Annotated in this window: 15 protein-coding genes and 2 tRNA genes; 9 read left to right on the top strand and 8 right to left on the bottom strand. The window is 45.4% G+C overall.

Annotated features, from left to right (window positions below):
* Positions 1-284: 284 nt before the first annotated feature.
* The 4 genes from GX419_03300 to GX419_03285 all read right to left on the bottom strand — a co-directional run bounded on the left by GX419_03300 (position 285) and on the right by GX419_03285 (position 4,859).
* Positions 285-938, bottom strand: a complete 654-nt coding sequence (locus GX419_03300; GenBank protein NLI23717.1) for a DUF4276 family protein — start codon at positions 936-938, stop codon at positions 285-287.
* A gap of 12 nt (positions 939-950) precedes the next feature.
* Positions 951-2,120 (bottom strand): AAA family ATPase, encoded by a 1,170-nt coding sequence (locus GX419_03295; protein ID NLI23716.1) that lies wholly within the window; start codon positions 2,118-2,120, stop codon positions 951-953.
* A gap of 303 nt (positions 2,121-2,423) precedes the next feature.
* Positions 2,424-3,623, bottom strand: a complete 1,200-nt coding sequence (sucC, locus tag GX419_03290; protein NLI23715.1) for an ADP-forming succinate--CoA ligase subunit beta — start codon at positions 3,621-3,623, stop codon at positions 2,424-2,426.
* Between the two features lie 414 nt (positions 3,624-4,037).
* A complete protein-coding gene (locus GX419_03285; GenBank protein ID NLI23714.1) occupies positions 4,038-4,859 on the bottom strand; it encodes a toxin-antitoxin system YwqK family antitoxin in 822 nt (273 codons plus the stop codon).
* A gap of 163 nt (positions 4,860-5,022) precedes the next feature.
* Here GX419_03285 and GX419_03280 point away from each other — a divergent pair, with 163 nt between their 5' ends.
* Genes GX419_03280 through GX419_03265 form a run of 4 tightly spaced genes read left to right on the top strand, consistent with a single transcriptional unit; the run spans position 5,023 to position 9,903 of the window.
* Complete coding sequence (locus tag GX419_03280) at positions 5,023-8,025, top strand: protein translocase subunit SecDF (protein ID NLI23713.1); 3,003 nt, start codon at positions 5,023-5,025, stop codon at positions 8,023-8,025.
* A gap of 34 nt (positions 8,026-8,059) precedes the next feature.
* On the top strand, positions 8,060-8,440 hold the full coding sequence (locus tag GX419_03275; GenBank protein ID NLI23712.1) for a twin-arginine translocase TatA/TatE family subunit: 381 nt from the start codon (positions 8,060-8,062) through the stop codon (positions 8,438-8,440).
* A 15-nt stretch (positions 8,441-8,455) separates the two neighbouring features.
* Positions 8,456-9,109, top strand: a complete 654-nt coding sequence (locus GX419_03270) for an ABC transporter ATP-binding protein (protein ID NLI23711.1) — start codon at positions 8,456-8,458, stop codon at positions 9,107-9,109.
* A gap of 26 nt (positions 9,110-9,135) precedes the next feature.
* The gene (locus GX419_03265) at positions 9,136-9,903 is read left to right on the top strand and encodes a TIGR02757 family protein (GenBank protein NLI23710.1); all 768 of its coding nucleotides are present in this window, start codon (positions 9,136-9,138) and stop codon (positions 9,901-9,903) included.
* Between the two features lie 13 nt (positions 9,904-9,916).
* Here the strand turns inward: GX419_03265 and GX419_03260 are convergent, their stop codons facing one another.
* Positions 9,917-11,266, bottom strand: coding sequence for a saccharopine dehydrogenase (locus tag GX419_03260; GenBank protein ID NLI23709.1), 1,350 nt, complete (start codon positions 11,264-11,266; stop codon positions 9,917-9,919).
* A 260-nt stretch (positions 11,267-11,526) separates the two neighbouring features.
* Positions 11,527-11,988, bottom strand: coding sequence for a hypothetical protein (locus GX419_03255; GenBank protein NLI23708.1), 462 nt, complete (start codon positions 11,986-11,988; stop codon positions 11,527-11,529).
* Between the two features lie 481 nt (positions 11,989-12,469).
* On the opposite strand from GX419_03255, the gene mutS reads away from it, so the two are divergent.
* A complete protein-coding gene (gene mutS / locus GX419_03250) occupies positions 12,470-15,103 on the top strand; it encodes a DNA mismatch repair protein MutS (GenBank protein NLI23707.1) in 2,634 nt (877 codons plus the stop codon).
* Positions 15,104-15,107: 4 nt separating this feature from the next.
* Here mutS and GX419_03245 read toward each other — a convergent pair whose 3' ends face one another.
* A complete protein-coding gene (locus GX419_03245) occupies positions 15,108-16,274 on the bottom strand; it encodes a hypothetical protein (GenBank protein NLI23706.1) in 1,167 nt (388 codons plus the stop codon).
* Between the two features lie 200 nt (positions 16,275-16,474).
* Here GX419_03245 and GX419_03240 point away from each other — a divergent pair, with 200 nt between their 5' ends.
* The 4 genes from GX419_03240 to GX419_03225 all read left to right on the top strand — a co-directional run bounded on the left by GX419_03240 (position 16,475) and on the right by GX419_03225 (position 19,878).
* The gene (locus GX419_03240; GenBank protein NLI23705.1) at positions 16,475-17,329 is read left to right on the top strand and encodes a LytTR family transcriptional regulator; all 855 of its coding nucleotides are present in this window, start codon (positions 16,475-16,477) and stop codon (positions 17,327-17,329) included.
* 144 nt (positions 17,330-17,473) lie between these two features.
* Positions 17,474-19,426, top strand: a complete 1,953-nt coding sequence (locus GX419_03235) for a hypothetical protein (GenBank protein ID NLI23704.1) — start codon at positions 17,474-17,476, stop codon at positions 19,424-19,426.
* A gap of 163 nt (positions 19,427-19,589) precedes the next feature.
* Positions 19,590-19,662: transfer RNA gene (locus GX419_03230), tRNA-Gly, on the top strand.
* A 130-nt stretch (positions 19,663-19,792) separates the two neighbouring features.
* Positions 19,793-19,878: transfer RNA gene (locus GX419_03225), tRNA-Leu, on the top strand.
* Between the two features lie 186 nt (positions 19,879-20,064).
* Here GX419_03225 and bglX read toward each other — a convergent pair.
* On the bottom strand, positions 20,065-22,311 hold the full coding sequence (gene bglX, locus GX419_03220; protein NLI23703.1) for a beta-glucosidase BglX: 2,247 nt from the start codon (positions 22,309-22,311) through the stop codon (positions 20,065-20,067).
* Positions 22,312-22,322 lie beyond the last annotated feature (11 nt).

Genomic DNA, 22,322 nt, shown 5'->3' with positions numbered 1-22,322 from the left:
TACGCCTAAAAAATTACCATCTTCCACCTCAGAATACAATAAAAAGACTTTTCGCAAGCGTTGCAGGTCACGATCCGCTATTGAACCTGTAATTTCCCACTTAAAACAAGATTACCGCATGGCCAGAAACTTTTTAAAGGGAACCACCGGGGATGCCATAAATACTATGCTACGGTATGTAAATTATTTTTTTCATTTTATCTTAAAGCTTGTCAGAAGGATTTTTTATCCTGAATTTTCTTTTTTTTATGCTTGATGAAAAAAAGGCATTTTTTCAGGGACGACTATTTAATTTTCGGTAATGCTGTTTCTTTTGTAGCCACTAATGATTTTATTCGGTTTATCATTCTGCTTAAGCTGTCAGAATTTTTGCAAGCTTCGTTAATATTCCATTTTTCCTGAATAAATGGCAAGATTGCTGTATTATACTCCGGACCTTTTGAAGCACCTTTTTTAGGGGTCAGTTGTTTTTTAAATATTGGGTTCCTAATTTCTTTTATGAGGTATTGTGTAAGAAAAATACTTGATTTGTATTTAAAATCCATTTCAACTAAAGCTTTGCTACCTCCTTGTTTTTGAGGAGTAGAAATAGGGATTAACTTAATATCAACTCCATAAAAATCAGCAAAGCCTTTTCTATCGGCCATTAACCATGCTTCACCTTCGTCAACTGCTATGTTAAAAATAAACTGTTTATGTTTACCTGTTGGCAATAATTCCTGCAACAATTGCGGAGCACAAGGGGTTGCATCTAAATCTATAAGCAAAATTACCGGATACTCAGCCGACAATTTATTGAATTCGGTTATCTTACTTTTTATTTGACCTCCTCGTGCAGGTAACTCTGAAATAATCTCAATATTATTGGAGCAGTGCGAAAGAATTCGTTTAATAATTGCCCGTGTTACATCATCCTCGCCAGCAATATATACCTTCATAGTTAAAAAAAATCATAAACTTAATTGAGACATATTTTCAATATTCTTAGGTTTTGTATATGGAATGACAGCATCGGCAATAGATAGACCTGAATTAACTATTTGAAGAATTTCATTAATCTCTGTTAGTTTTTTTACATCTGTTCCTTCAGAAGCGTTGAGTAACAAAATGACTTCATCAGGTGAAATGCCTGTATTTGCAAGTATATCGTAACTGTGAGTTGTTATTAGTATTTGTTGGGCTCCTTTTTTTGACCGTTGTATTTTGGCAATAAATTCCGGAAACTGAGCAATAATTGCTGAATGAAGATTTATTTCAGGTTCTTCTAATAAAATCACCCCATTACTGTCAATTAAAGCAAATAAGAAACCAATTAAGCGAAGAGTTCCGTCTGAGAATTGGTCTTCCTGCTGTTTGCTTCCTTTCGCTCTCCAATGGATATATCTTGCCTCGATGTGAGGTACACCCATATTATCTTTAATGAATTTTAATTCTTTCAATTGAGGAACTGCAATTTTTAGAAATTCATTAATTTTTTTGAAATAAGAATTACGAATTCGTTCATTCATTCTAGCTAACTTTTCCAAAAAATTTCTACCATAATAATCTTCTTTCGTGTATGTTTGTAATGCAGAAGAAGATTCTCGGACTAACTGTGGAATTATATTCAAATATTCAATATTTTGAAAAAATATTTGTAATTCTCTGAACTCACGATTGGCATTTACTTGCTCTAAATATGTATATTTCAACGTTTCCTCGTCTTCGTCTTTGTTTTGAGCACTTCTTTTGCAAACATACTTTTGTTTTTCATATGAAAATACTTCCTCTTTAACTATTTTAGCCTGACTTTTCATAATACCGCCTCCGGTATGCTGTAAATCAAGATGATAACTCCACTTTGGTTTATTTTCATTTGGTTCTCCTAATTCTACCGTTAAAGAAACATTTGTTGATTTTCTGGCTGCAAGACAACGAATTTTTTTAATTCCCCCTCTCTCTTCAACAGCTCTCTGTAATCCGCCTGCCTGTTTTGATATATCACGAAGAAAACGCAGTGCATCAATAAAATTGGATTTACCTGATGCATTGGGCCCAATGATAAAACAACGTTCAACTAAATCCACTTCACAATTTTGAAAGTTTTTCCAATTATGAAGTTTTATTTTTTTGATAATCATATTGTTTAATTTTAATTTTTAATCAAAGATACTGCTGTTACGATAGGAATAAAGCCAACCATTTTGACAATAAATTTAGTTATAAAATTAGTATTATTTTTCTGATTTTTTCTTGCGTAAAAAAATATTAGTTAAGATTGCTTAAGGAAAACTTTAATGTAATGAGATTAAGACACAACACCCCCCATTACGTCTTAAAAAATGAGCAATGTGCTTTGGTGTGGTAGGTCGCTTTGGCTTTGTTTCTGCAGGGTTGATTCCAATGAAATGAGACCAAAGCTTTGTCTTATGCTTTAGTTGTGTTTAACTCACTTCGGAGATTTTCTCTTTTACCAGCCTGGCAGCTTCTTCCAGTGTAGTAGCCGGAAAGACCTTTAATCCGGAATTGTTGATTAATTCTCTGGCTTCCTGTGCATTGGTTCCCTGCAGGCGAAGGATGACCGGTACGGGGATGTTTCCGATAGACCGGTATGCATCTGCTACTCCCCGGGCTACACGGTCGCACCGGACAATGCCTCCGAAAATGTTGATAAGAATGACTTTCACATTGGGATCCTTCAGGATAATCCGGAAGCCTGCTTCCACAGTCTGTGCGCTGGCTGTTCCGCCCACATCCAGAAAATTGGCCGGCTCTCCTCCCGAAAGTTTGATCATGTCCATGGTAGCCATGGCAAGTCCCGCTCCGTTGACCATACAGCCAACGTTTCCGTCAAGTTTGATAAAATTGAGGCCATGGGCCGAGGCTTCCAGCTCAGCCGGATCTTCTTCGTCAGGATCGCGCATTTCTTTATATTCCGGGTGCCGGAAAAGGGCGTTGTCGTCCAGATTGACCTTTGCGTCGGCAGCATAAATCTTCCCGTCAGAGGTTTTTACTACCGGATTGATCTCGGTGAGCGTTGCATCCGACTGAAGGTAGGCGGAGTACAGAGCCTTTACAAAGGCCTGCATTTCCCGGTGGGCATTGCCGTCGAGGCCAAGTGTATAGGCTATTTTTCTTGCCTGAAAATCGCATAGCCCGACAGCAGGGTCAATTTCTTCGCGAAATATCAGATGCGGAGTTTGCGCGGCCACGCTTTCAATATCCATACCACCTTCAGGAGAATAGACCAGGATATTCTTCCCGCTGGCCCTGTTGAGCAGGATACTCATATAATATTCCTTCACCGGTTCCGCCCCCGGATAATAAATTCCCTGCTCCACCAGGACTTTTCTTACCAGTTTTCCTTCCGGCCGGGTTTGATGAGTAACCAGGCGCATACCCAGAATGGAAGCGGCATGCTTTTCCGCTTCTTCGGGAGAGCGGGCAATTTTTACGCCTCCGCCTTTACCTCTTCCTCCGGCATGAATCTGGGCTTTAACCGCCCATGTGTCTGTACCGGTAACGGAACCAATCTCAAGGGCAGCTTCTTTTGCATCCGCTGCACTGATAATGAGCCGCCCTTCAGGAACCCTGACGCCATAATGCCTTAAAATCTGTTTTGCCTGATACTCATGAAGATTCATATTTCAACCGCCTTATAATCACCGCGCTAAACTTACGATTTTTTTGTTTATCGCCGGCCCTTATAAATTTTTACCTTTCGGTTTTTTTTTAATTTTTTTCTGCGCAGATTACCGGAGATATTTCTCAGAATTGAGGCCGCATTGAGCATAAAAAAATGCGCAATGTGCAGCAAGGGCCGCTTTCACTGTGTTTCAGCGGGGTTTGAAGGCAAATCCGGCAGAAAAAATCGGACAGTTGGCATTTAACCTGAATTCATCAATTGAGTTTTTCAATTGACGAATTTGAGTTAAAGAAACCCTGTATAAGGAAATCGAAGCAAAATCAGGGTTTCACATTGCGGTTCACCCAGTATAATAATAAAATGAAAGCGTTCCTTCAGGCACATGGAACTTTTTAAAGTTCGTCAAATGGGTTTATTCATTGCCGGGTGGGTAATGATACCGGTATTTTCTGTAAAGAATCTGCTGGTTTCGTAACGAAGTTTCTTTTATTGCCACGATGTGAAATTCCTTTGGAGTTGTCTCAGGATCCGACGGCCGGAATTGTATGATGCTTTTGCCGCCGGTTGTTTTTAATTGTCTGAGATTGCGGTTAAGATACCTTCCTTCGGTCAGTTCTCCCTGGTAAAAGGTTACATTTCGGCTTTCGTCGGAGAGGCTGATATAAAGAATTACCGCGTCGTTTAATCGTTCCGGCCTTACTACAACGGATGGTTCTCTGATAAGCCTTCCGCTTTCGGTATATTCTTTCAATCCGGTGCCAGGCTGGCCTTTTTTCCAGGGTACTTCAGCCTGAAGCTGGCCCGATTCATAAAAAAAACGCTGAATTCCGTCGATGAGGTTCTGATGGTATGGGGTAATTCTGTAAGGTTTCCCTGAAGGATAATACCAGACTGCCTCTCCTTCCTTCACATCATTCCTGTAAGGTATGCGGGCATGAACTCCCCCTTCTTTGTAGTAGTTCACAGCCACACCGTTCCTCAATCCGTTTGCATAATACACTTCTGAAAGCAAGGCTCCGTTCCGGTAAAAATTTTTTGTAAGCCCGTTTCTCAGTCCGTTTTTCATCTGGCTTACCGACTTAAGTGCTCCGTCTTCATAATATGCCTTGCTCAGGGTTGTGTCGCTTCCGCTGGCAATAGTATCCGTTTCCTGTTCTTTGTTCCCCAGTATCACGGAATTTTTGCATGAAGAGGCCAGCATAGCCAGAAGAATAAGAAAAATGATACGGTGCATGACGTCCCGGTTAAAATCTCTTTTACCAAAGGTAAAGGAAATGCAGGAAGAATTAAGCATGCTATATGACATTACGAACTGATTCCTATCAGAAAATAATTCCTATATTTGCGGCACTTGTTAAAAATGTATTCATAATTAGGAATAACCAATATTAACGAACATGCGCAATAAAGGAGCTATTCAGCTGTTTACCATCGTATTTATTCTTGTTTGTATTTATCAGCTTTCCTTCACGCTGGTTACCCGCAAGGTAGAAAAGCAGGCCAGGGAGTATGCACAGGGAGATCCGGTTAAGCAAAGGAATTACCTTGATTCTCTTTCTTCTGTGCCTGTCTATAATCTTGGCGTTGTAAAATACACCTATGTTGATTGCAAGGAAAGAGAGATACAGCTTGGCCTCGACCTCAAGGGAGGTATGAACGTGATTCTTGAGGTGTCTGTGGAAGATATGCTTCGTGCACTTTCCAATTACAGTACCGACTCCACTTTTAACAGGGCAATACGCCAGGCAAAGGAACGTCAGAAGGTAAGCCAGGCCGATTTTATTACCCTCTTTGCCGAGGAGTTTCAGAAGATTGATCCCAACGGCAGTCTGGCGGCCATTTTCAGTACAGTTGAACTGAAAGACAAAATCAACTTCCGCAGTTCCAACGCTGATGTTATCAAGGTATTGCGGTCTGAAACCCAGGCGGCCATTGACAATGCATTTAATATCATTTCAAACCGTATTGACCAGTTTGGTGTGGTGAATCCCAAGATCCAGAGGTTGGAAACCCAGGGAAGAATACTGGTCGAGTTGCCGGGTGTAACCGAACCCGAACGTGTGCGCAAGATTCTGCAGAGTACGGCAAATCTTGAGTTCTGGCTCACCTATGAAAATTCCGAAATATTGCCTTCATTGATCCAGGCCAATAGCCGGCTCAGGGAAATTCTTAAAGCGGAGAGGGCAGCTTCTGACAGTCTGAAGCAGACGGCAAAAGAACCGGCGCAAACCCGGGAAGAAAAGAAGACCGAAATTTCCCTTCTGGAAAAGCTTGAGAAGGACACAACAGCAGCTGATACGGGGATATCAGGACTGGAAAGCTGGAACCAGCAGAATCCGTTGTTTGCCGTTTTGCGTCCCAATATTGACCGGAACAATGCGCCTCTGCCCGGATCTATGGTAGGTTTGGTGCATGTTAAAGATACCGGCAAGCTCAACTATTACCTGAGCCTCAAGCCTATTAAAGCAGTCCTTCCGCGGGATGTGCGTTTTCTGTATTCAGCAAAACCATGGCAGAATGATCCTTCCGGAACACTCTATGAAGTGCATGCCATAAAGGTGTCAACCCGTGACGGCAGAGCCCCTTTGTCAGGGGATGTTGTTACATCTGCCCGTCGTGAATTCGGCCAGAATCAAAGTACTGCTGAGGTTGCCATGAGCATGAACCCTGAAGGGGCTAAAATCTGGGCACGTATGACCAGCGACAACGTTGGCCGTTGCATTGCCATTGTCCTCGATGACAAAGTGCAGTCATCCCCCCGGGTTAACGGCCCGATTACCGGAGGCCACTCCCAGATTACCGGCAACTTTACCATCAAGGAAGCTGACGACCTGGCCAACATCCTGAAATCAGGAAAACTGCCTGCCAAGGCACAGATCATTCAGGAAACGGTTGTAGGCCCCTCGCTGGGTAAAGAAGCCATCCAGGCTGGAATCAAGTCATTTATCATTGCTTTTCTGGCAGTGGTTCTTTACATGATATTTTTCTATACTGCCCAGGCAGGTTTGTATGCCGACTTTGCCCTGATTTTCAACGTATTCTTTATCATGGGTATTCTTGCATCCCTGGGAGCAGTGCTTACTCTGCCCGGTATCGCAGGGATTGTGCTTACCCTGGGAACGGCTGTTGATGCGAACGTTCTGATCTATGAACGTATCAAGGAAGAAATAGCAGCAGGAAAGGGACCAAAGCTGGCGGTGGCCGATGGTTATAAAATGGCTATGTCGGCTATCATCGACTCAAATGTTACAACCCTCCTCAGCGGCGTTGTCCTTTATGTTTTCGGAACAGGGCCAATCCGCGGTTTCGCTACTACATTAATTATCGGTATCCTTACTTCTCTTTTCACAGCTATTTTCCTTGTCAGATTATTGTACGAATGGCGCCTGAACCGTGGTATGGATGTCCGTTTTACCAACCGGTTTTCAAAAGGGTTCCTCAAGAATGTCAAAGTCAAGTGGCTTGAAAAGAGAAAGATATTCTACGTTGTTTCCGGAATCTTGATTACCATCGGCATCATTTCGTTGCTAACCCGTGGACTTGCCACCGGCATTGATTTTACCGGAGGAAGAAGTTTTGTTATTCGTTTCAATGAACCTGTAAATACGCTGAAGGTTCAGGAGATGCTCACTCCTGTTCTCAAGGGCACCCCGGAAGTAATTACCATTGGCCAGTCCAATCAGATCCGCGTTACCACCAAGTATTTAATTGATCAGCAGGGACCCGAAGTGGACAGTCTGGTTAATTATACTGTTTACCAGGGCTTCAAACCCATGCTTGGTGACACGGTTTCCTTTGAGACATGGAACGCCAATTACCTGATGAATACGCAGAAAGTCGGGCCAACCATTGCACGGGATATTACCATTCAGGCTATCTGGGCTGTTTTGTTTGTTCTGGTGATCATTGCAGTATATATCATCATCCGGTTCCGGAACTGGCCCTTTGGTATGGGAGCCATTGTTTCCCTGCTTCATGACGTACTGATTGTGCTGGGCCTTTATTCCCTGCTGTATGGTATTATGCCGTTCAGCCTGGAAATAGACCAGGCATTTATTGCGGCCATACTGACCGTCGTCGGATATTCCATCAATGATACCGTGGTAGTATATGACCGAATCAGGGAATGGCGGAAATTGTATCCAAAACGTGAACCCATTGATGTGTTTAACGGAGCTATTAACAGCACCTTGAGTCGTACCTTCAATACGTCCATGACAACCTTCCTGGTTGTTCTAATCATTTTCCTCTTCGGAGGAGTGGTCATTAAGGGATTCGTATTTGCCTTGCTGATTGGTATTTTTGTTGGAACGTATTCTTCTGTTTTCGTCGCGGCTCCTGTAGCGTTTGATTTTCTCCGTATCGAAGAAAAACGCAGGGAAAGGAAAATGCAGAAATGAAAATTCTTTAAATAGCCATTAATGAAAGGTTCTTATGGGCCTGAGCGGTGGGGAAATATTGCTCGTGATACTGGTGGCGCTCATGCTCTTCGGCGCCAAAAGCATCCCGGAAATCATGCGCGGGATTGCCAAGGGAATGCATGAGTTCCGTAAGGCTGCCGATGAAATCAAGGAAGAACTGAACCGGTCTTCGAGCGGTATTGTTGATGAGATTACCGAACTTAAAAATGATGTGGAGCGGCAGGTGCAGACCCATATTCAACAGCCTCTGAGCGAAATCGGAAATGAAATCCAGAAGAAGGTAGCAACCGATATCGAGCAATCCTATACGAATATTGAAAAAGATGTCGCCTCCTCAGCAGAGGCTGCCCTGAAGGACCCGGATGAGGAAGAACAGGATAAAGTCCAGGAATAACCGATGCAGGAGATTATGATCCATGCCCGAAACATTACCAAATCGTTTGGAACCGTAAACGTGCTGAAGGGTATTGATCTGGAAGTTAAGAAACTGGAAATCGTTTCGATTGTAGGTGCCAGCGGAGCCGGGAAAACAACCCTGCTGCAGATACTTGGTACCCTCAATAAACCTGATACAGGAGAAATTATTATTGACGGAACCGAAGTGAGCAGGCTCCGCGACAGGGAACTGGCCCGGTTCAGAAACCGGAACATTGGATTTGTATTTCAGTTTCATCATCTTCTGCCTGAATTTACGGCTCTCGAGAATGTATGTATTCCGGCTTTCATTGCCGGTGTACCCAGGGGAGAGGCGATCAGAAAAGCCACGGAGATTCTTGCCTTCTTCGGACTGAAGCACCGTCTCAATCATAAACCGTCTGAGTTGTCGGGAGGGGAACAGCAACGGGTGGCTATTGCCAGAGCCCTGATCAACAATCCTTCTGTCATCCTGGCCGACGAACCTTCAGGAAATCTTGACAGCAAAAACAAAAAAGAATTGCACGAGCTTTTTCTTACCCTTCCTGAACGATTCGGGCAGACTCTGGTTATCGCCACCCACGACCAGGAACTTGCCGCCATGGCACACCGCCGCCTGAAAATTGCTGACGGTCGTTTTGAGCAGTAATCTCCCCCTTCCGCATGCACCCACAGATTCCTGACCCGGAATTAAAGGAGTTTCTTGATTACAAAGTACGTCAATACAATACCCCATCTTTCATAGAAGGTGATCCTGTATCGGTTCCACACCGTTTTGATAAACAGCAGGATATTGAAATTGCCGCCTTTTTTGCCGCTGCTCTGGCATGGGGACAGCGCACCGTGGCTGTTCAAAAGGCGGGGGAACTGATGCAACGCATGGACAATCAGCCATGGCATTTTATAATGGAAGCCGGGACAGACGATCTGCGGAGGTTTAAAAACTTTGTTCACAGAACGTTTAACGGCAACGATTGTATGTTTTTTCTCTTCTCCCTTCAGCGCATGTACAGAAAATACGGAAGCCTTGGGAATTTCTTTTCACGGTGCTACAGGGAAACAGGTGATTTAAAGGACGTTCTGATTGTTTTCCGCAGGGAATTTCTTAAACCGGCTCACCCGGCCCATGTAGCAAAGCATATAGCCAGTGTGGGCGACAACGCATCGGCCAAGCGCCTCAATCTGTTCCTTCGCTGGATGGTGCGTAAAGACAACGGCGGAGTAGATTTTGGATTATGGAGCCACATTCCCCCTTCTTCCCTGTATATTCCCCTTGATCTGCATTCGGGCAATGTTGCCAGAAAACTTGGATTACTGAACCGGAAACAGAACGATTGGAAAGCAGTGGAAGAACTTACATCAGCTTTAAAATTGCTGGATCCTGAAGATCCGGTCAGGTACGACTATGCTTTGTTCGGACTTGGCATTTTTGAAAAATTCTGATACGGTACAGCGTTCAGTATTGTAATTCCTGCGGGATACCTTCTTCTTCAACGAAGCGGATTCCGTGTTCGGAAAGCTCCTGCAGTACCGGCATGTAAATCTCAGGGTGAATAGGAATATGCACCCCGCGAAGAGATATCTTTCCTTCCATTATCAGCCGGGCAGCAATGGCCACCGGCAAGCCCACTGTAACTGACATGGCCGTGCTTTTTGCATCTTTCCCGGTATATACAAGGGAGGAGAGAATTTTCTTTTTCCGGCCTCCGGTTTTGTATTCAATCTGGTGCTGCATGACAATCATATCCTTGTCGTCAGGGTCGAGCTTCCACCGTTTTTCGAGGAGGCTCTGAAGGATTTGTGCCGGAGTGGCATCCCTGAGGCCTGCGCGTTCATTGCTGAACAACCCCAGCCAGCGGATTTTGTACATGGTTTCCGAGTCCTTGTCAACTCCTGTGTATTCGGCGAGTTTATCTTCCACATTCATGGTGGGGCTCCATGCCAGGAAACTGTTGGTGTACTCGCGGTAGGTGAGCTGGTCGGAATGATGCATGATGTATGAATCGTCGGTCATGCCGGTCTGGACCAGAATGTCCCATGCCTTGCAGAAGCCCGGCCTGCGGATTGTTCCGCGAAACATGGTTTCAACATTCTGCAGACCATAGGCATCCTGGTATTTCAGGGAGTCCCTGTTCGGATAGGCTTCAAATTCCCCAAGATCCAGGATGTAAATACGTTCATACCTTCTGAATATCTTATGGTAGGGAATGTATTTGTACATGCCGTTATGCAGAAACTGTGCCCCACCCTGACCGGCAAGCACTACATTGCGGGGGTTCCAGGTAAACTTGTAATTCCAGGGGTTGTTGTCATGCTTGGGGGCAACCAATCCGCCGGTATTTGATTCAAAAGCAGTTATTTCTGCTCCCTGCTTGCGTAAGCGCTCCAGAAGGTACATGGCCGACATGTGGTCAATGCCGGGATCGACTCCTATCTCATTGAGCAGAAGTACATTGTTTTTCCGGGCTTCCTCGTCAAGTTCCCTGAGTTCAGGCGAAACATAGGAAGCCGTAATCATGTGCCTGCCGTATCGAACACAGTGCCGGGCCACACGGGGATGCATCCTGGCAGGAAGCATGGAGATGACCAGGTCAGCATTATGAATTTCATAAGCCAGATGATCTTCGTCTCCTGCATCCAGCTTTACCGTTTCTCCGGCAGGATGACCCATGATTTTCTGCCGGGCCATCTCTTCGGAAATATCAGCAATTCTGACCTTCCATCTGCCCTTTCCTGCATGTTCAAGAAGATAACTGATCAGTGCCCCTGAGGAGAGTCCTGCTCCCAGAACAAGTATCTTTTGCATACCTATTGCCACTTTATGACGAAGGTACTATCATTTTGCAGATTCTGATAAAAATCAACCCTGTTGCATAACACCCGGTAGGCTGAATAAGGCTGCATGGCACATTTTGTAATGTAGAATGTATGCGAGGGCTGATTTCATAGCGTTTCAGCGGGGTTTAGCCGGATGCCGGTGCAAAAGACCAACGCGCAAAGAAGTAGTTGAACAAAAAAACCGGCTGTTCGTAAATGAACAACCGGCCTTGTGAGGCCTGTTCTGTCTTACAGCTCGAAAAACCTGCATATGGTCTGAACATTCTGTGCAGTAAGTTCTACAATAAATTCATCGCCGCGGTAAACAAAATAACGGGTGTTGCCTTTGCAGAATGAAAAATTACGGCAGTCAAAATAGGTGCCGTATTCCTTGTAACGGTAAAGTTTCAGGTCGTTTTTCTGGCAGACGAGTTCCATGAATGCCGAATATCCTGTGGGCACTTTCCCTTCATAAAGAGCTTTCTTTTCGAACACTGTATTGTCTTTTTTGTACGAAACAACATCGGCATACCTGATCTTGAACAATCTTCCGTCGGTATGCCTTGCCCGCAAATTTTTCATTCCAAAGTTAAAAGTGGCAAAGTACATATTGCCGTCCCGGGTCTGGATATAATCCCCCGGCAGGTTCAGATTCGCGCTGACCGGAATACTGATCAGCAAAACCAGAATAAGTGATGCAAGTGTTTTCATAAAATTACCTCCTGATGATTAAGTGAGTATATGTACCTGAGGACGTCCCGTTTGATAATGAGACATTTATAAAATGGTTTTTCCCTATCGAGACGGAAAAAAGAACAGGCACAAGCCGTAAGAAGCTTTCTGCCTGAAAATGCCGGCAGCCTGTAACCGGTATGAGCCAGAATAACATGAATAGCATTGCTGACAGGTAAACAACAGAATGCATGCCATCATGATTAATAGGCAGAAAATCAAGAGGTTAAAAGAAATTTTTTAAATGAAATAATGGGCAAAATGTGTTCATTTACGTACATGGAAGTTGTAAAAACGGACATAATTGGCAGGGAGTTTGTTTATAGTGCTGAAAGGGTTTGTCAGGCAGGAAAAAAATACCATTAGTAAAATTGCTCATTCCGGAGCGAGAAAATGGTTTTGAAAATCCTCAGAGCAATCAGCGGCAATTTTTTATTTTTGTTTGATATTCCTGATCCGGATGAGCACAGCTGATTGGACGAAAATCCCTGAAAACCTTGCGGATACGCCTCTCATGAAGCAATACATGAGCATCAAGGCAAAGTACCCCGATGCCATTTTGCTCTTCAGAGTAGGGGATTTTTACGAGACGTTCGGATCGGATGCAATCAAGGCGTCGGAAATTCTGGGTATTACGCTTACAAAGCGAGCCAATGGAGCCGCTTCCTACGTCGATCTGGCCGGTTTTCCCTATCATGCGCTTGATACCTACCTTCCGAAACTGGTACGGGCTGGTCAACGGGTAGCTATCTGCGAACAGTTGGAAGATCCGAAGCTGGCGAAAAAAATTGTCAGACGGGGCATTACCGAACTGATTACCCCGGGAGTATCACTGAATGATAATGTGCTGAACCACCGGGAGAACAATTTTCTGGCCTGTGTGCATTTTGACAAGCAACTTACCGGAGTGGCATTTCTTGATATCTCAACCGGTGAGTTTATGCTGGCTGAAGGCACATCGGATTATGTGGATAAACTGCTGAGCAGTTTTCAGCCGAAAGAAGTGCTTGTTGAACGGAGCCACCTTAAGGATTTTACTGATCTGTTCGGGAACCGGTATTACACTTACAAGCTCGACGACTGGATGTTTACTCCGGAGGCGGCCGAAGACCGGTTGCTGAAACATTTTCAGACTGTTTCCCTGAAAGGTTTTGGGGTGCAGGGGCTGAATGCAGGCATTGTGGCGGCAGGCGCCATACTGCAGTATCTCGACCTCACGCAGCATACACGCCTTGATCATATTTCCAAGATTTCGCGGATTGAGCAGGACCAGTATGTATGGCTTGACAAATTTACCATACGCAATCTTGAAATATTCCAGACAATAAATGAAGGAGCCAGGGCGCTGATCGATGTGCTCGACCGCACCATTACCCCGATGGGGTCACGCACCATGAAAAGGTGGCTTTCGTTACCCTTACGGCAGATCAGTTCCATCAGAGAACGGCATGCCATCGTAGGTTTCATGGTAACCCATCCGGAATTTGCCTCCCTTCTGTCGGATAATCTCCGGCTGATCGGTGACCTGGAACGATTGGTATCCAAGGTCTCGGCCATGCGGGTCTCGCCCCGTGAGTTGCTTCAGCTGAAAACGGCTCTTAAAGCGGTTCATCCCATAAAGGAAGCCTGCACAGCAACCGGGCTGGAACCTCTTGTCAATCTGGGAGAAAACCTTCAGCCGTGCCAGGCAGTCATCAGAAAAATTGAACAGCATATTGCCGAAGACGCACCTGCCCTTATAACAAAAGGAGGAGTTATTGCACAGGGTGTTTCTGCCGAACTGGATGAACTGAGAAATATTCTTCATTCGGGTCGCGATTTTCTTCTGCAGATTCAGCAGAGGGAAGCAGCCAGAACGGGAATCCCTTCATTGAAAGTAAGCTACAACAATGTCTTTGGATATTTTATTGAAGTTCGAAATACCCATAAAGATAAGGTTCCGTCTGACTGGATCAGGAAACAGACGCTGGTGAGTGCCGAAAGGTATATTACGGAAGAACTGAAGGAATATGAAAGCAAGATTCTGGGGGCAGAAGAAAAAATTCTGGAACTGGAGGCGAAGCTTTATAATGAACTGGTGGAGAGCCTGCATGAATTCATTCCGGTGATACAGCTGGATGCACAGCTTCTGGCGCGGCTTGACTGTTTGCTCTCATTTGCTGTGGTGGCCGAAGAAAACAGGTACACATGCCCTGAAATGGACGAATCCCTTATTATTGATATAAAAGAAGGTCGCCACCCCGTGATTGAAAAAATGCTTCCCCCCGGTGAACCATACATTGCCAATGATTTGTTCCTGGATCCTGAACAGCAGCAGATTATCATCATAACAGGACCGAATATGTCAGGAAAATCGGCATTGCTGAGGCAAACCGCCCTGATCGTTTTGCTGGCGCAGGTGGGGAGTTTCGTCCCGGCCGCTTCGGCCCGGATCGGAATTGTGGATAAGATATTTACACGGGTAGGCGCTTCAGACAACCTTTCTCTGGGTGAATCAACCTTTATGGTTGAAATGACCGAAACGGCCAGTATCCTGAATAATCTTTCCCCACGGAGCCTGATCCTGCTGGATGAAATCGGCAGAGGTACCAGTACATACGACGGCATTTCCATTGCCTGGGCCATGGTGGAATACATCCATGAGCATCCGGAAGCCAGGGCAAAGACCTTGTTTGCAACCCACTACCACGAACTGAATGAAATGGCAAAAACGTATCCCAGGGTAAAGAATTTCAATGTTTCAGTGAAAGAAGTAGGGAACAAGGTACTTTTTCTCCGGAAGCTGGTACCGGGAGGAAGTGAACACAGCTTTGGAATCCATGTGGCACGTATGGCCGGTATGCCGAAAAGTGTGGTAAGCCGTGCCAATGAAATTCTGAAACAGCTCGAAGGGGCTGACGTTCGCCAGAATTTATCCCGCCCGGTTGATCAGATTGCTTCCCACAGGGAAGGTCTTCAGCTGAGTTTCTTTCAGCTCGATGATCCGGTATTGCGGCAAGTTCGTGATCAGCTTAAAAACCTTGACCTGGACAACATTACTCCTATTGAGGCTCTGAACAAACTGAACGAGCTGAAAAAAATCACCGGCATCTGAAACCTTAGGCCAGAAATGATGCGGCAGAGCGGAAAACATGCTGGAATGCTTCTTCCACCTGCGGGGTCATCAGTTCGCTTTTCAGGGGGAAGGGCAGTTCATGGGAGTAGGGAAACGGAAAATGGACAACCTCAATCGATCCTTTCGGGATTTGTCCTTTCTCTGTGAAAGCCCTGATAATTTTGTCGGCAGGAATTACTTTGTCTTCTTCAAGGGCAATACCGCGTATTTTGTCGCTGAAACGGCGGAATGCCTGATTGCGTATTGCTGAAAACCGGTCAAGCGTGATCATCGACCGGAATGCTTTCCCCAGTGCAGTTCCTTCAAAGAAGTCATGCATAATTCCTTTTTTCCCCAGCTCAGCATCAAGCTCTTTGGTGTAATAATGTAAGGTACGCTGGTATGCTTTGCTGTCCATAATCAGCCTCGAGGTGCCGTTCATATCCTGAAATGCAGAGCCGGCAGCGAAAAAGAAAAAGCGGGATTCCGACAGAATGCCTTCCTGGTCGGCGATCATCATTACCTGGGCAATGAGTCCCCCGATGGAATAAGCAAAAAAGTCGATCCGGGTATTTTTTTCGAACATGGGATGTTTCCCCGAACGGATATGGGTGATCAGTTCATTCAGATCGCAGATAGTCTGGAGGCCGGCAAGAAAAAATCGTTCCGGCGACTGGGTGAGGCGTTCGCTGAGGGCCAGATTGATAAATGTTGAGGCTTCAATGTTCGGAAACTGCGATTTGCGTTCCTCCACCAGCCGGTTCATCAGGTGCGGGTCAGTCCATTCCTGTTTACCTCTGTTCAGATGAAATGATATGGGAAATAAAATGACGGCTTTACCGGTTTCCAGGGCAAGAACATGGGCCCAGGTATAGTATTTATCCCATTTTCGCTCGTTAAGTCCATGCAAAAGGATTATAACCTTGTCGCTCATCAGACGGTTGTAAGGCATAAACACCGGGTAGACAAACTGCTTGTTTTCAGGAACGGTATTGTCTTCAGCGGCAACGGATGCGCGCATGGACGCGAGCATCTCCCTGTTTTCGCACGGTGTGTCAGTGTCGGAACTGAACGGGACAAAATGAATGCGCAGACTGAGTTCCGGGATGCATATATTGTCAGTTCCGGTAGTGAAGTATTTTTTGATTATTGCGTGGGTATCTGAAATCATATACAAAACTTTTGTGATCAAATGTACTTACGTATCTCCTCAAATGCTGAAAAAAGGGGGTTTTAGTCTGATGACGGGACAAAATTGTTTTTATAGGGGTGAAATTTTTTTTCGAGGGGTGAAATATTTTTTATTGAGTGTGAAACAAAATTAACTGTTTCGCTTTTTTGCGGTATTTTTGGAACAAATCAGCATCCATTATGATTTTTTGGGAAAAACCCCTGCCAGGCTATCTGACCGAAAAGGGCAACATGTTCAAGCACGTGATTTTTACGGCCATCTTTGCTCTTGTATTCATCAATATGTATGCTCCTTTTGGAGTGGAGACCTGGTACAACGTAACAAGGACTGAGTTGCTGTTATACAGTAGTCTGGTGATTCTCACCGGGGTTTTATTCATAGCCATCAGCCGTATCATCATGTTTTTTGTTTCGCGTCTCAAGGCATTGACCAACGGGCAGTACGCCAGCTGGATTGCCATTGAGATTGCCAGCATGGCCCTGGTGTATGCCATACTGATGAAGCTTGTGCTGAATGATCCGCGCGACTTTCTGTCGGTTTTCCGGATTTCTCTTTCCATTACCCTGCTGGTACTGCTCATTCCCTACACCCTTGCCTGGCTGTATTTTTCATGGCGTGACAAGAACAAAAAGCTGGAAGAACTTGCCGGCGCCGCTAATCCGAGAGATGTCGGCCCGGCACTGATTCCATTTCATGATGAAAAAGGTGATCTGCGGTTCAGTGTCAAGTCGCCCGACCTGCTCTACATCGAATCGGCCGATAATTACATCATCATACATTACCTTGATCATGGGCGGCGGCAGAAATACGTTGTCCGGAATACCATCAAGAACCTTGAACCTTTATTGCGCGGTAAAGGAATCATCCGCTGCCACAGATCGTATATGGTTAATTTTGACCGGGTAAAAATTATGCGGAAGGAAAGGGATGGACTGGTTCTTGATCTGGATGTACCCGAGAAGCTTACCCTGCCCGTATCAAAAACCTATGTTGATCAGATTATCAGAACCTTTTCCGGAATGCCTCCGGAATAACCGATGTCAGGAAATTTTCTTTTCTTTGCGGCACCATAACCAACCAACTCTTTATGAAACCCACATGTTTTACAAACACAAACACAGCGGTAATAAAATGCCGAACATGTGGGTTCCATCATACCATTGAAAATTAATTTTATTATGATGAAACGTATTTTTTTCCTGGCAGGAATTCTGTTTTCTTTTGTTTGTAATGCCCAGATTCCCTTACCATTGTTGCGTGATACAACTGGTGGAGGGAAATACATTACCCGCACCATGCATCTGCTTGAGAGCAGTTCGCCTGAGAAGCGAAACACAGTGAAAATTCTTGTATATGGCCAGTCGATCAGTGAGCAGGAATGGTGGCTTACGGTCAAACAGAAGCTGGAAGAACGATATCCCCATGCCAACCTGGTAATGATAAACCGGGCAATTGGCGGATTCTCCTCGCAAATGTTATGGAAAACCGTAGAAATGGATGTGACTTCCTTTTATCCCGATCTGGTATTGTTTCATGTTTATGGTTCGCACATTGACTATGAGACAATTATCAAAACCATTCGCAGTCGCACTGCTGCAGAAGTTGTCATTCAGACAGATCATATAACAAATAGTTCCGAGGTTTCCGATTATGATGCCCACCAATATGACCTGAATTTCAGTTCCTGGGAAAACAAAATGTCATTCATTTTTGAACCCGGGTTTGCTGACAAGTACAAGTGTGAACTGATCAAGGTACGAAAACACTGGATTGATTATCTGAAGGACAATCCCTCGTTTTCGCCGGGGCAGTTTCTGCGTGACGGGGTGCATCTGAATAGTAACGGAAATGCTCTCATGGCAGCCATTATAGAACCAAACCTGAGGAGGAACGCAGTCTATAGTGATCCCGATCCATTGGGCCTGGTGAAAACGTTCTATGCCGGTATTGACTTCTCCCTGGCATCTGATACCCTTATCTTTCCCTTTGAAGGGAATAAGGTAGAGGTCATTGCGCCTGATGATGCCGCTGCTGCTGATTCTTTTCTGGTTTTTGTTGACGGTGTTCCTCCGGAAAGCTTTCAGGGAGTTTATAATTATACCCGGCCTTACGATAAAATCGGCGGCAGTTTTCCCTGGAGTATGGGATGCTGGTATTATTTGCAGCATACATTCCCCTGGAATAAAGAGGAAGAGTGGGCATGTCAGATCCTTACCATTAATCAGGCCTACGACAATTTTACGTTCAAAGTAACAGGTTCGGTAACCGGAAATGACGGCTCGGGGTCAGGCCAGCAGAACTTTGTTTCTTCTTCAGGAAGGGTGATTATTTCGAAAGATGACTGGCACATCAAGCGCACACATGACGTTACCGGGTATACGGTTCAGCCGGGTTATACCTTTTACTGGAAAACCTATCCCATGGCGCAGAATCAGGTTATTCCCTCCGCAAACCAGGTGCCTGCAACAGAAAATATCATACCTCTTTTTCAGGGTATTGCTAACACAAAACATGTGCTGATGCTGGTTAAAAAAGGAAACCGTCTCCCGGTTCAGGCTCTCAGGGTGTTCAGACCTTACTGGGACAGAAAGGATACCTTTTATTTGCAGGTTACGCCTGCTGGATTTACTTTTCAAAGAGACGGCGGAGAAAAATCACTTACCCTTTCCTCTAATACATACTGGAAAATCACTACCGGGAGTAGCTGGCTTAATGCCAACATTACTTCCTGGAGCGATGATGCGGTGATTACGATTTCTGCCGACAAGAATACAGGAATCACCAGAACCGATACCATTCGGATTGAAGGCAAGGGGTTGCCTGCAAAAGAAATTGTTGTCAATCAGGAAGGAACACCGGCAGGAATAGCGCCGGGAGGCCATGTCGAGCATCCGGTATCTCTGTATCCCAATCCGGCCAGAAACCATATTATTGCTCATTCTTTTGCTGGAAAGATCCTGTCGTATCAGATTGTAGGCGCTGATGGGAGAATCCTTAATCAGGAGAAATCCTCTTCCGTTGGCCTGAAAGATGAATTCAGAATTGAGCTCGGCGATCTGCATCCGGGTACATACTGGCTGAGGATTTTTCAAAAGGACGGTTTTTATGCATTGCCCTTTGTAAAACTTTAATCTCAGGCAGGGTAAGGCATGAAAGGGATTTCTCTCTTTCAGGCTTGTAAGATTACAGGTGGTAAAATTGAAATTTTTGTCTTGGCAAAAAGAAAATTTCCATTAAATTTGCACCACCTTTGGTTAAAAGGTAAGCCGGTTCTTTGGAAAGGCAAAATAGATTGCGGGAATAGCTCAGTTGGTAGAGCACAACCTTGCCAAGGTTGGGGTCGCGGGTCCGAGTCCCGTTTCCCGCTCAAACCCCCGGATGAATTTGGGGAACTGCAGTTTTTCTTTTCCTTACATTACAGTGTTCATTAGCAGGAATGCAGATTTCCACTCCAATACAATTTCACTCACGACAAACGCTTTATGGTATTTTTTTTTGCCCGGATGGCGGAACAGGTAGACGCGCAGGACTTAAAATCCTGTAACCAGTAATGGTTGTGCGGGTTCAATTCCCGCTCCGGGTACATGACAAAAAAAGAGCGAAAGGGAAAACTTTCGCTCTTTCTTTATAATCAATTTCTGACCAGGAACTTTAGTAAAATTTCAAAACAAAAAAGGGATGTCTCAAAACTTCCTTTTTTGACATCCCCCGGAAAGAATTTTATCCCAGGTACCATGAATTTGTTAATTCATGGTACTTCGGTTTATGTTCAGAGTCTTAACCAGAATTTTCCTTCCAGCACATCCCTTGAATTACCTCCCACAAATACTCTGAATTCGCCGGGTTCGGATACAAAGTTCATGCTGGCATCATAAAAGCGAAGGTCGGCTTCGGTAAGGGTAAATGAAACCGTTACAGATTCACCTTTTTTGATCAATACTTTTTTGAAACCCTTGAGTTCTTTAACCGGTCGTGTAACGCTTCCCACCATATCGCGCACATAGAGCTGAACTACCTCCTCGGCGTCATAATTTCCTGTATTGGTTACAGTAACAGAAACATTGAGAGGTTGGCTGCCGGTCATAACGGAATCGCTCAGCTGAAGGCCGGAATAGGCAAATGTGGTATAGCTGAGGCCGTAGCCAAACGGGAAGAGCGGATCGTTGGTTTCATCGAGGTAACGTGAGGTAAAATAGGAATCGGGAGAGTAAGGCCTGCCGGTGTTTTTATGGTTATAGTACAGGGGAACCTGTCCGAGGCTGTGGGGGAAAGTAGTAACCAGTTTACCGGAAGGTACGGCATCACCGAACAGAATATCAGCAATGGCTTCTCCTCCGCGTATTCCCGGGAACCAGGCTTCCAGAATAGCCGGGACATGTTCTGCAATCCACGGAATAGTAAGGGGACGCCCGTTGAACAAAACCAGAACGGTTGGTTTTCCAAGCTTCATGATTTCTTTAATCAGTTCTTCCTGTACACCGGGCAAACCGATGTATGCCCTTGATGAGGCTTCGCCGCTCATGTGGCGGCTTTCTCCCATGGCCAGCAGGATGACATCAGCTTTTCGGGCTGCGTTTATGGCTTCCTGAAATCCGTTACGGTTATCTTCGGCAATTCCGCATCCACGGGCATAAACAATTTTTGCAGAATTTCCCAGTTTTGCGGTCAGGCCTTCGTAAAGGGATACGGCATCATTCCCCTGTCCCAGTGCGCTCCAGCCGCCAATCATGTCGTCTTTCGATGCGGCCAGGGGGCCTATAAGGGCAATGGTTTGATTCGATTTCTTCAGGGGCAGAATGTGGCCTTCGTTCCGCAGCAGGACCATTGATTTTACGGCCATTTCCTTTGCGGCTTTCAGGTGATCGGGATGGAGAATCAGTTCCTTTTCCCGTTCCGGATTGCAATAGCGGTAAGGATCGTCAAACAGTCCGAGCTGGAATTTGATCCGTAAGATTCTGCGGACGGCATCATCAATGTATTTTATGTCCACTTTTCCCTGCCGGACCAGGTTCACAAGTTCTTCCCGGTAACAGCGTGATTCCATGTCCATGTCACATCCGGCGGTAGCGGCCAGTGCGGCGGCATCGGCTTTGTTAGCGGCAACGCCATGGTTGATCATTTCTCCAACCGATCCCCAGTCCGAAACGACAAAGCCCCTGAAATTCCATTCGCCTTTCAGAATGTCGCGCAATAGATGGGAGTTACCTGTGGAAGGAATCCCGCCGATTTCATTAAAGGAATTCATGAAAGTACCGCAACCGGCTTCGGCCGCGGCTTTAAACGGACGGAGGTATACATCCCTGAGGGTGCGTTCCGACATATCTACCGTGTTATAGTCTCTTCCGCCCTCAGCAGCACCATAGGCGGCATAATGCTTGGCGCAGGCCACGATCGTGTTGTTGGCCGAAAGATCACTGCCCTGAAAGCCTTTTACACGGGCAACAGCAACAAGCGAGCCAAGGTATGGATCTTCTCCCGCACCTTCCATGATGCGCCCCCAGCGGGGATCCCTCGCAATGTCAACCATGGGGGCAAAGGTCCAGTTTACACCCGCTGAAGATGCTTCGGTAGCGGCAATCCGTGCACCCTTTTCAATGGCTTCCAGATCCCAGCTGCATGCCTCGGCCAGGGGTACCGGGAAAATGGTGCGGTAACCGTGAATCACATCGAGTCCGAAAATGAGCGGGATATGCAACCGCGTGCAGTCAACGGCCATTTGCTGTACCTTCCGCACGTTTTCGGCGCCGGTAATGTTGAGCACCGAGCCAACCCATCCCTTCTTAATTTCTTCAAAAATGTTCTTGTCGCCAAAATTAGGCCCAGTTGTATCCACCCAGCCGCTGTACTGGTTCATCTGACCTACTTTTTCCTCTAAGGTCATTTGCTTCAGCAGGGCATCAATTTTCTTTTCTGTCATTTTATCTTCCGGTGAAAGGTTTTTTGCCTGTTTGCTGCAGCTGCCATTCAGCAGGAGAAGTGCAACCGGCAGAATGAATAAAAGCCATTTTGTTCTCATGGTACTTACTT

Source organism: Bacteroidales bacterium (assembly GCA_012517825.1).
Classification (GTDB): Bacteria; Bacteroidota; Bacteroidia; order Bacteroidales; family JAAYUG01; genus JAAYUG01.
The sequence above is the reverse complement of the archived record's forward strand: the minus strand, read 5'-3'. Positions and strand labels throughout refer to the sequence as shown.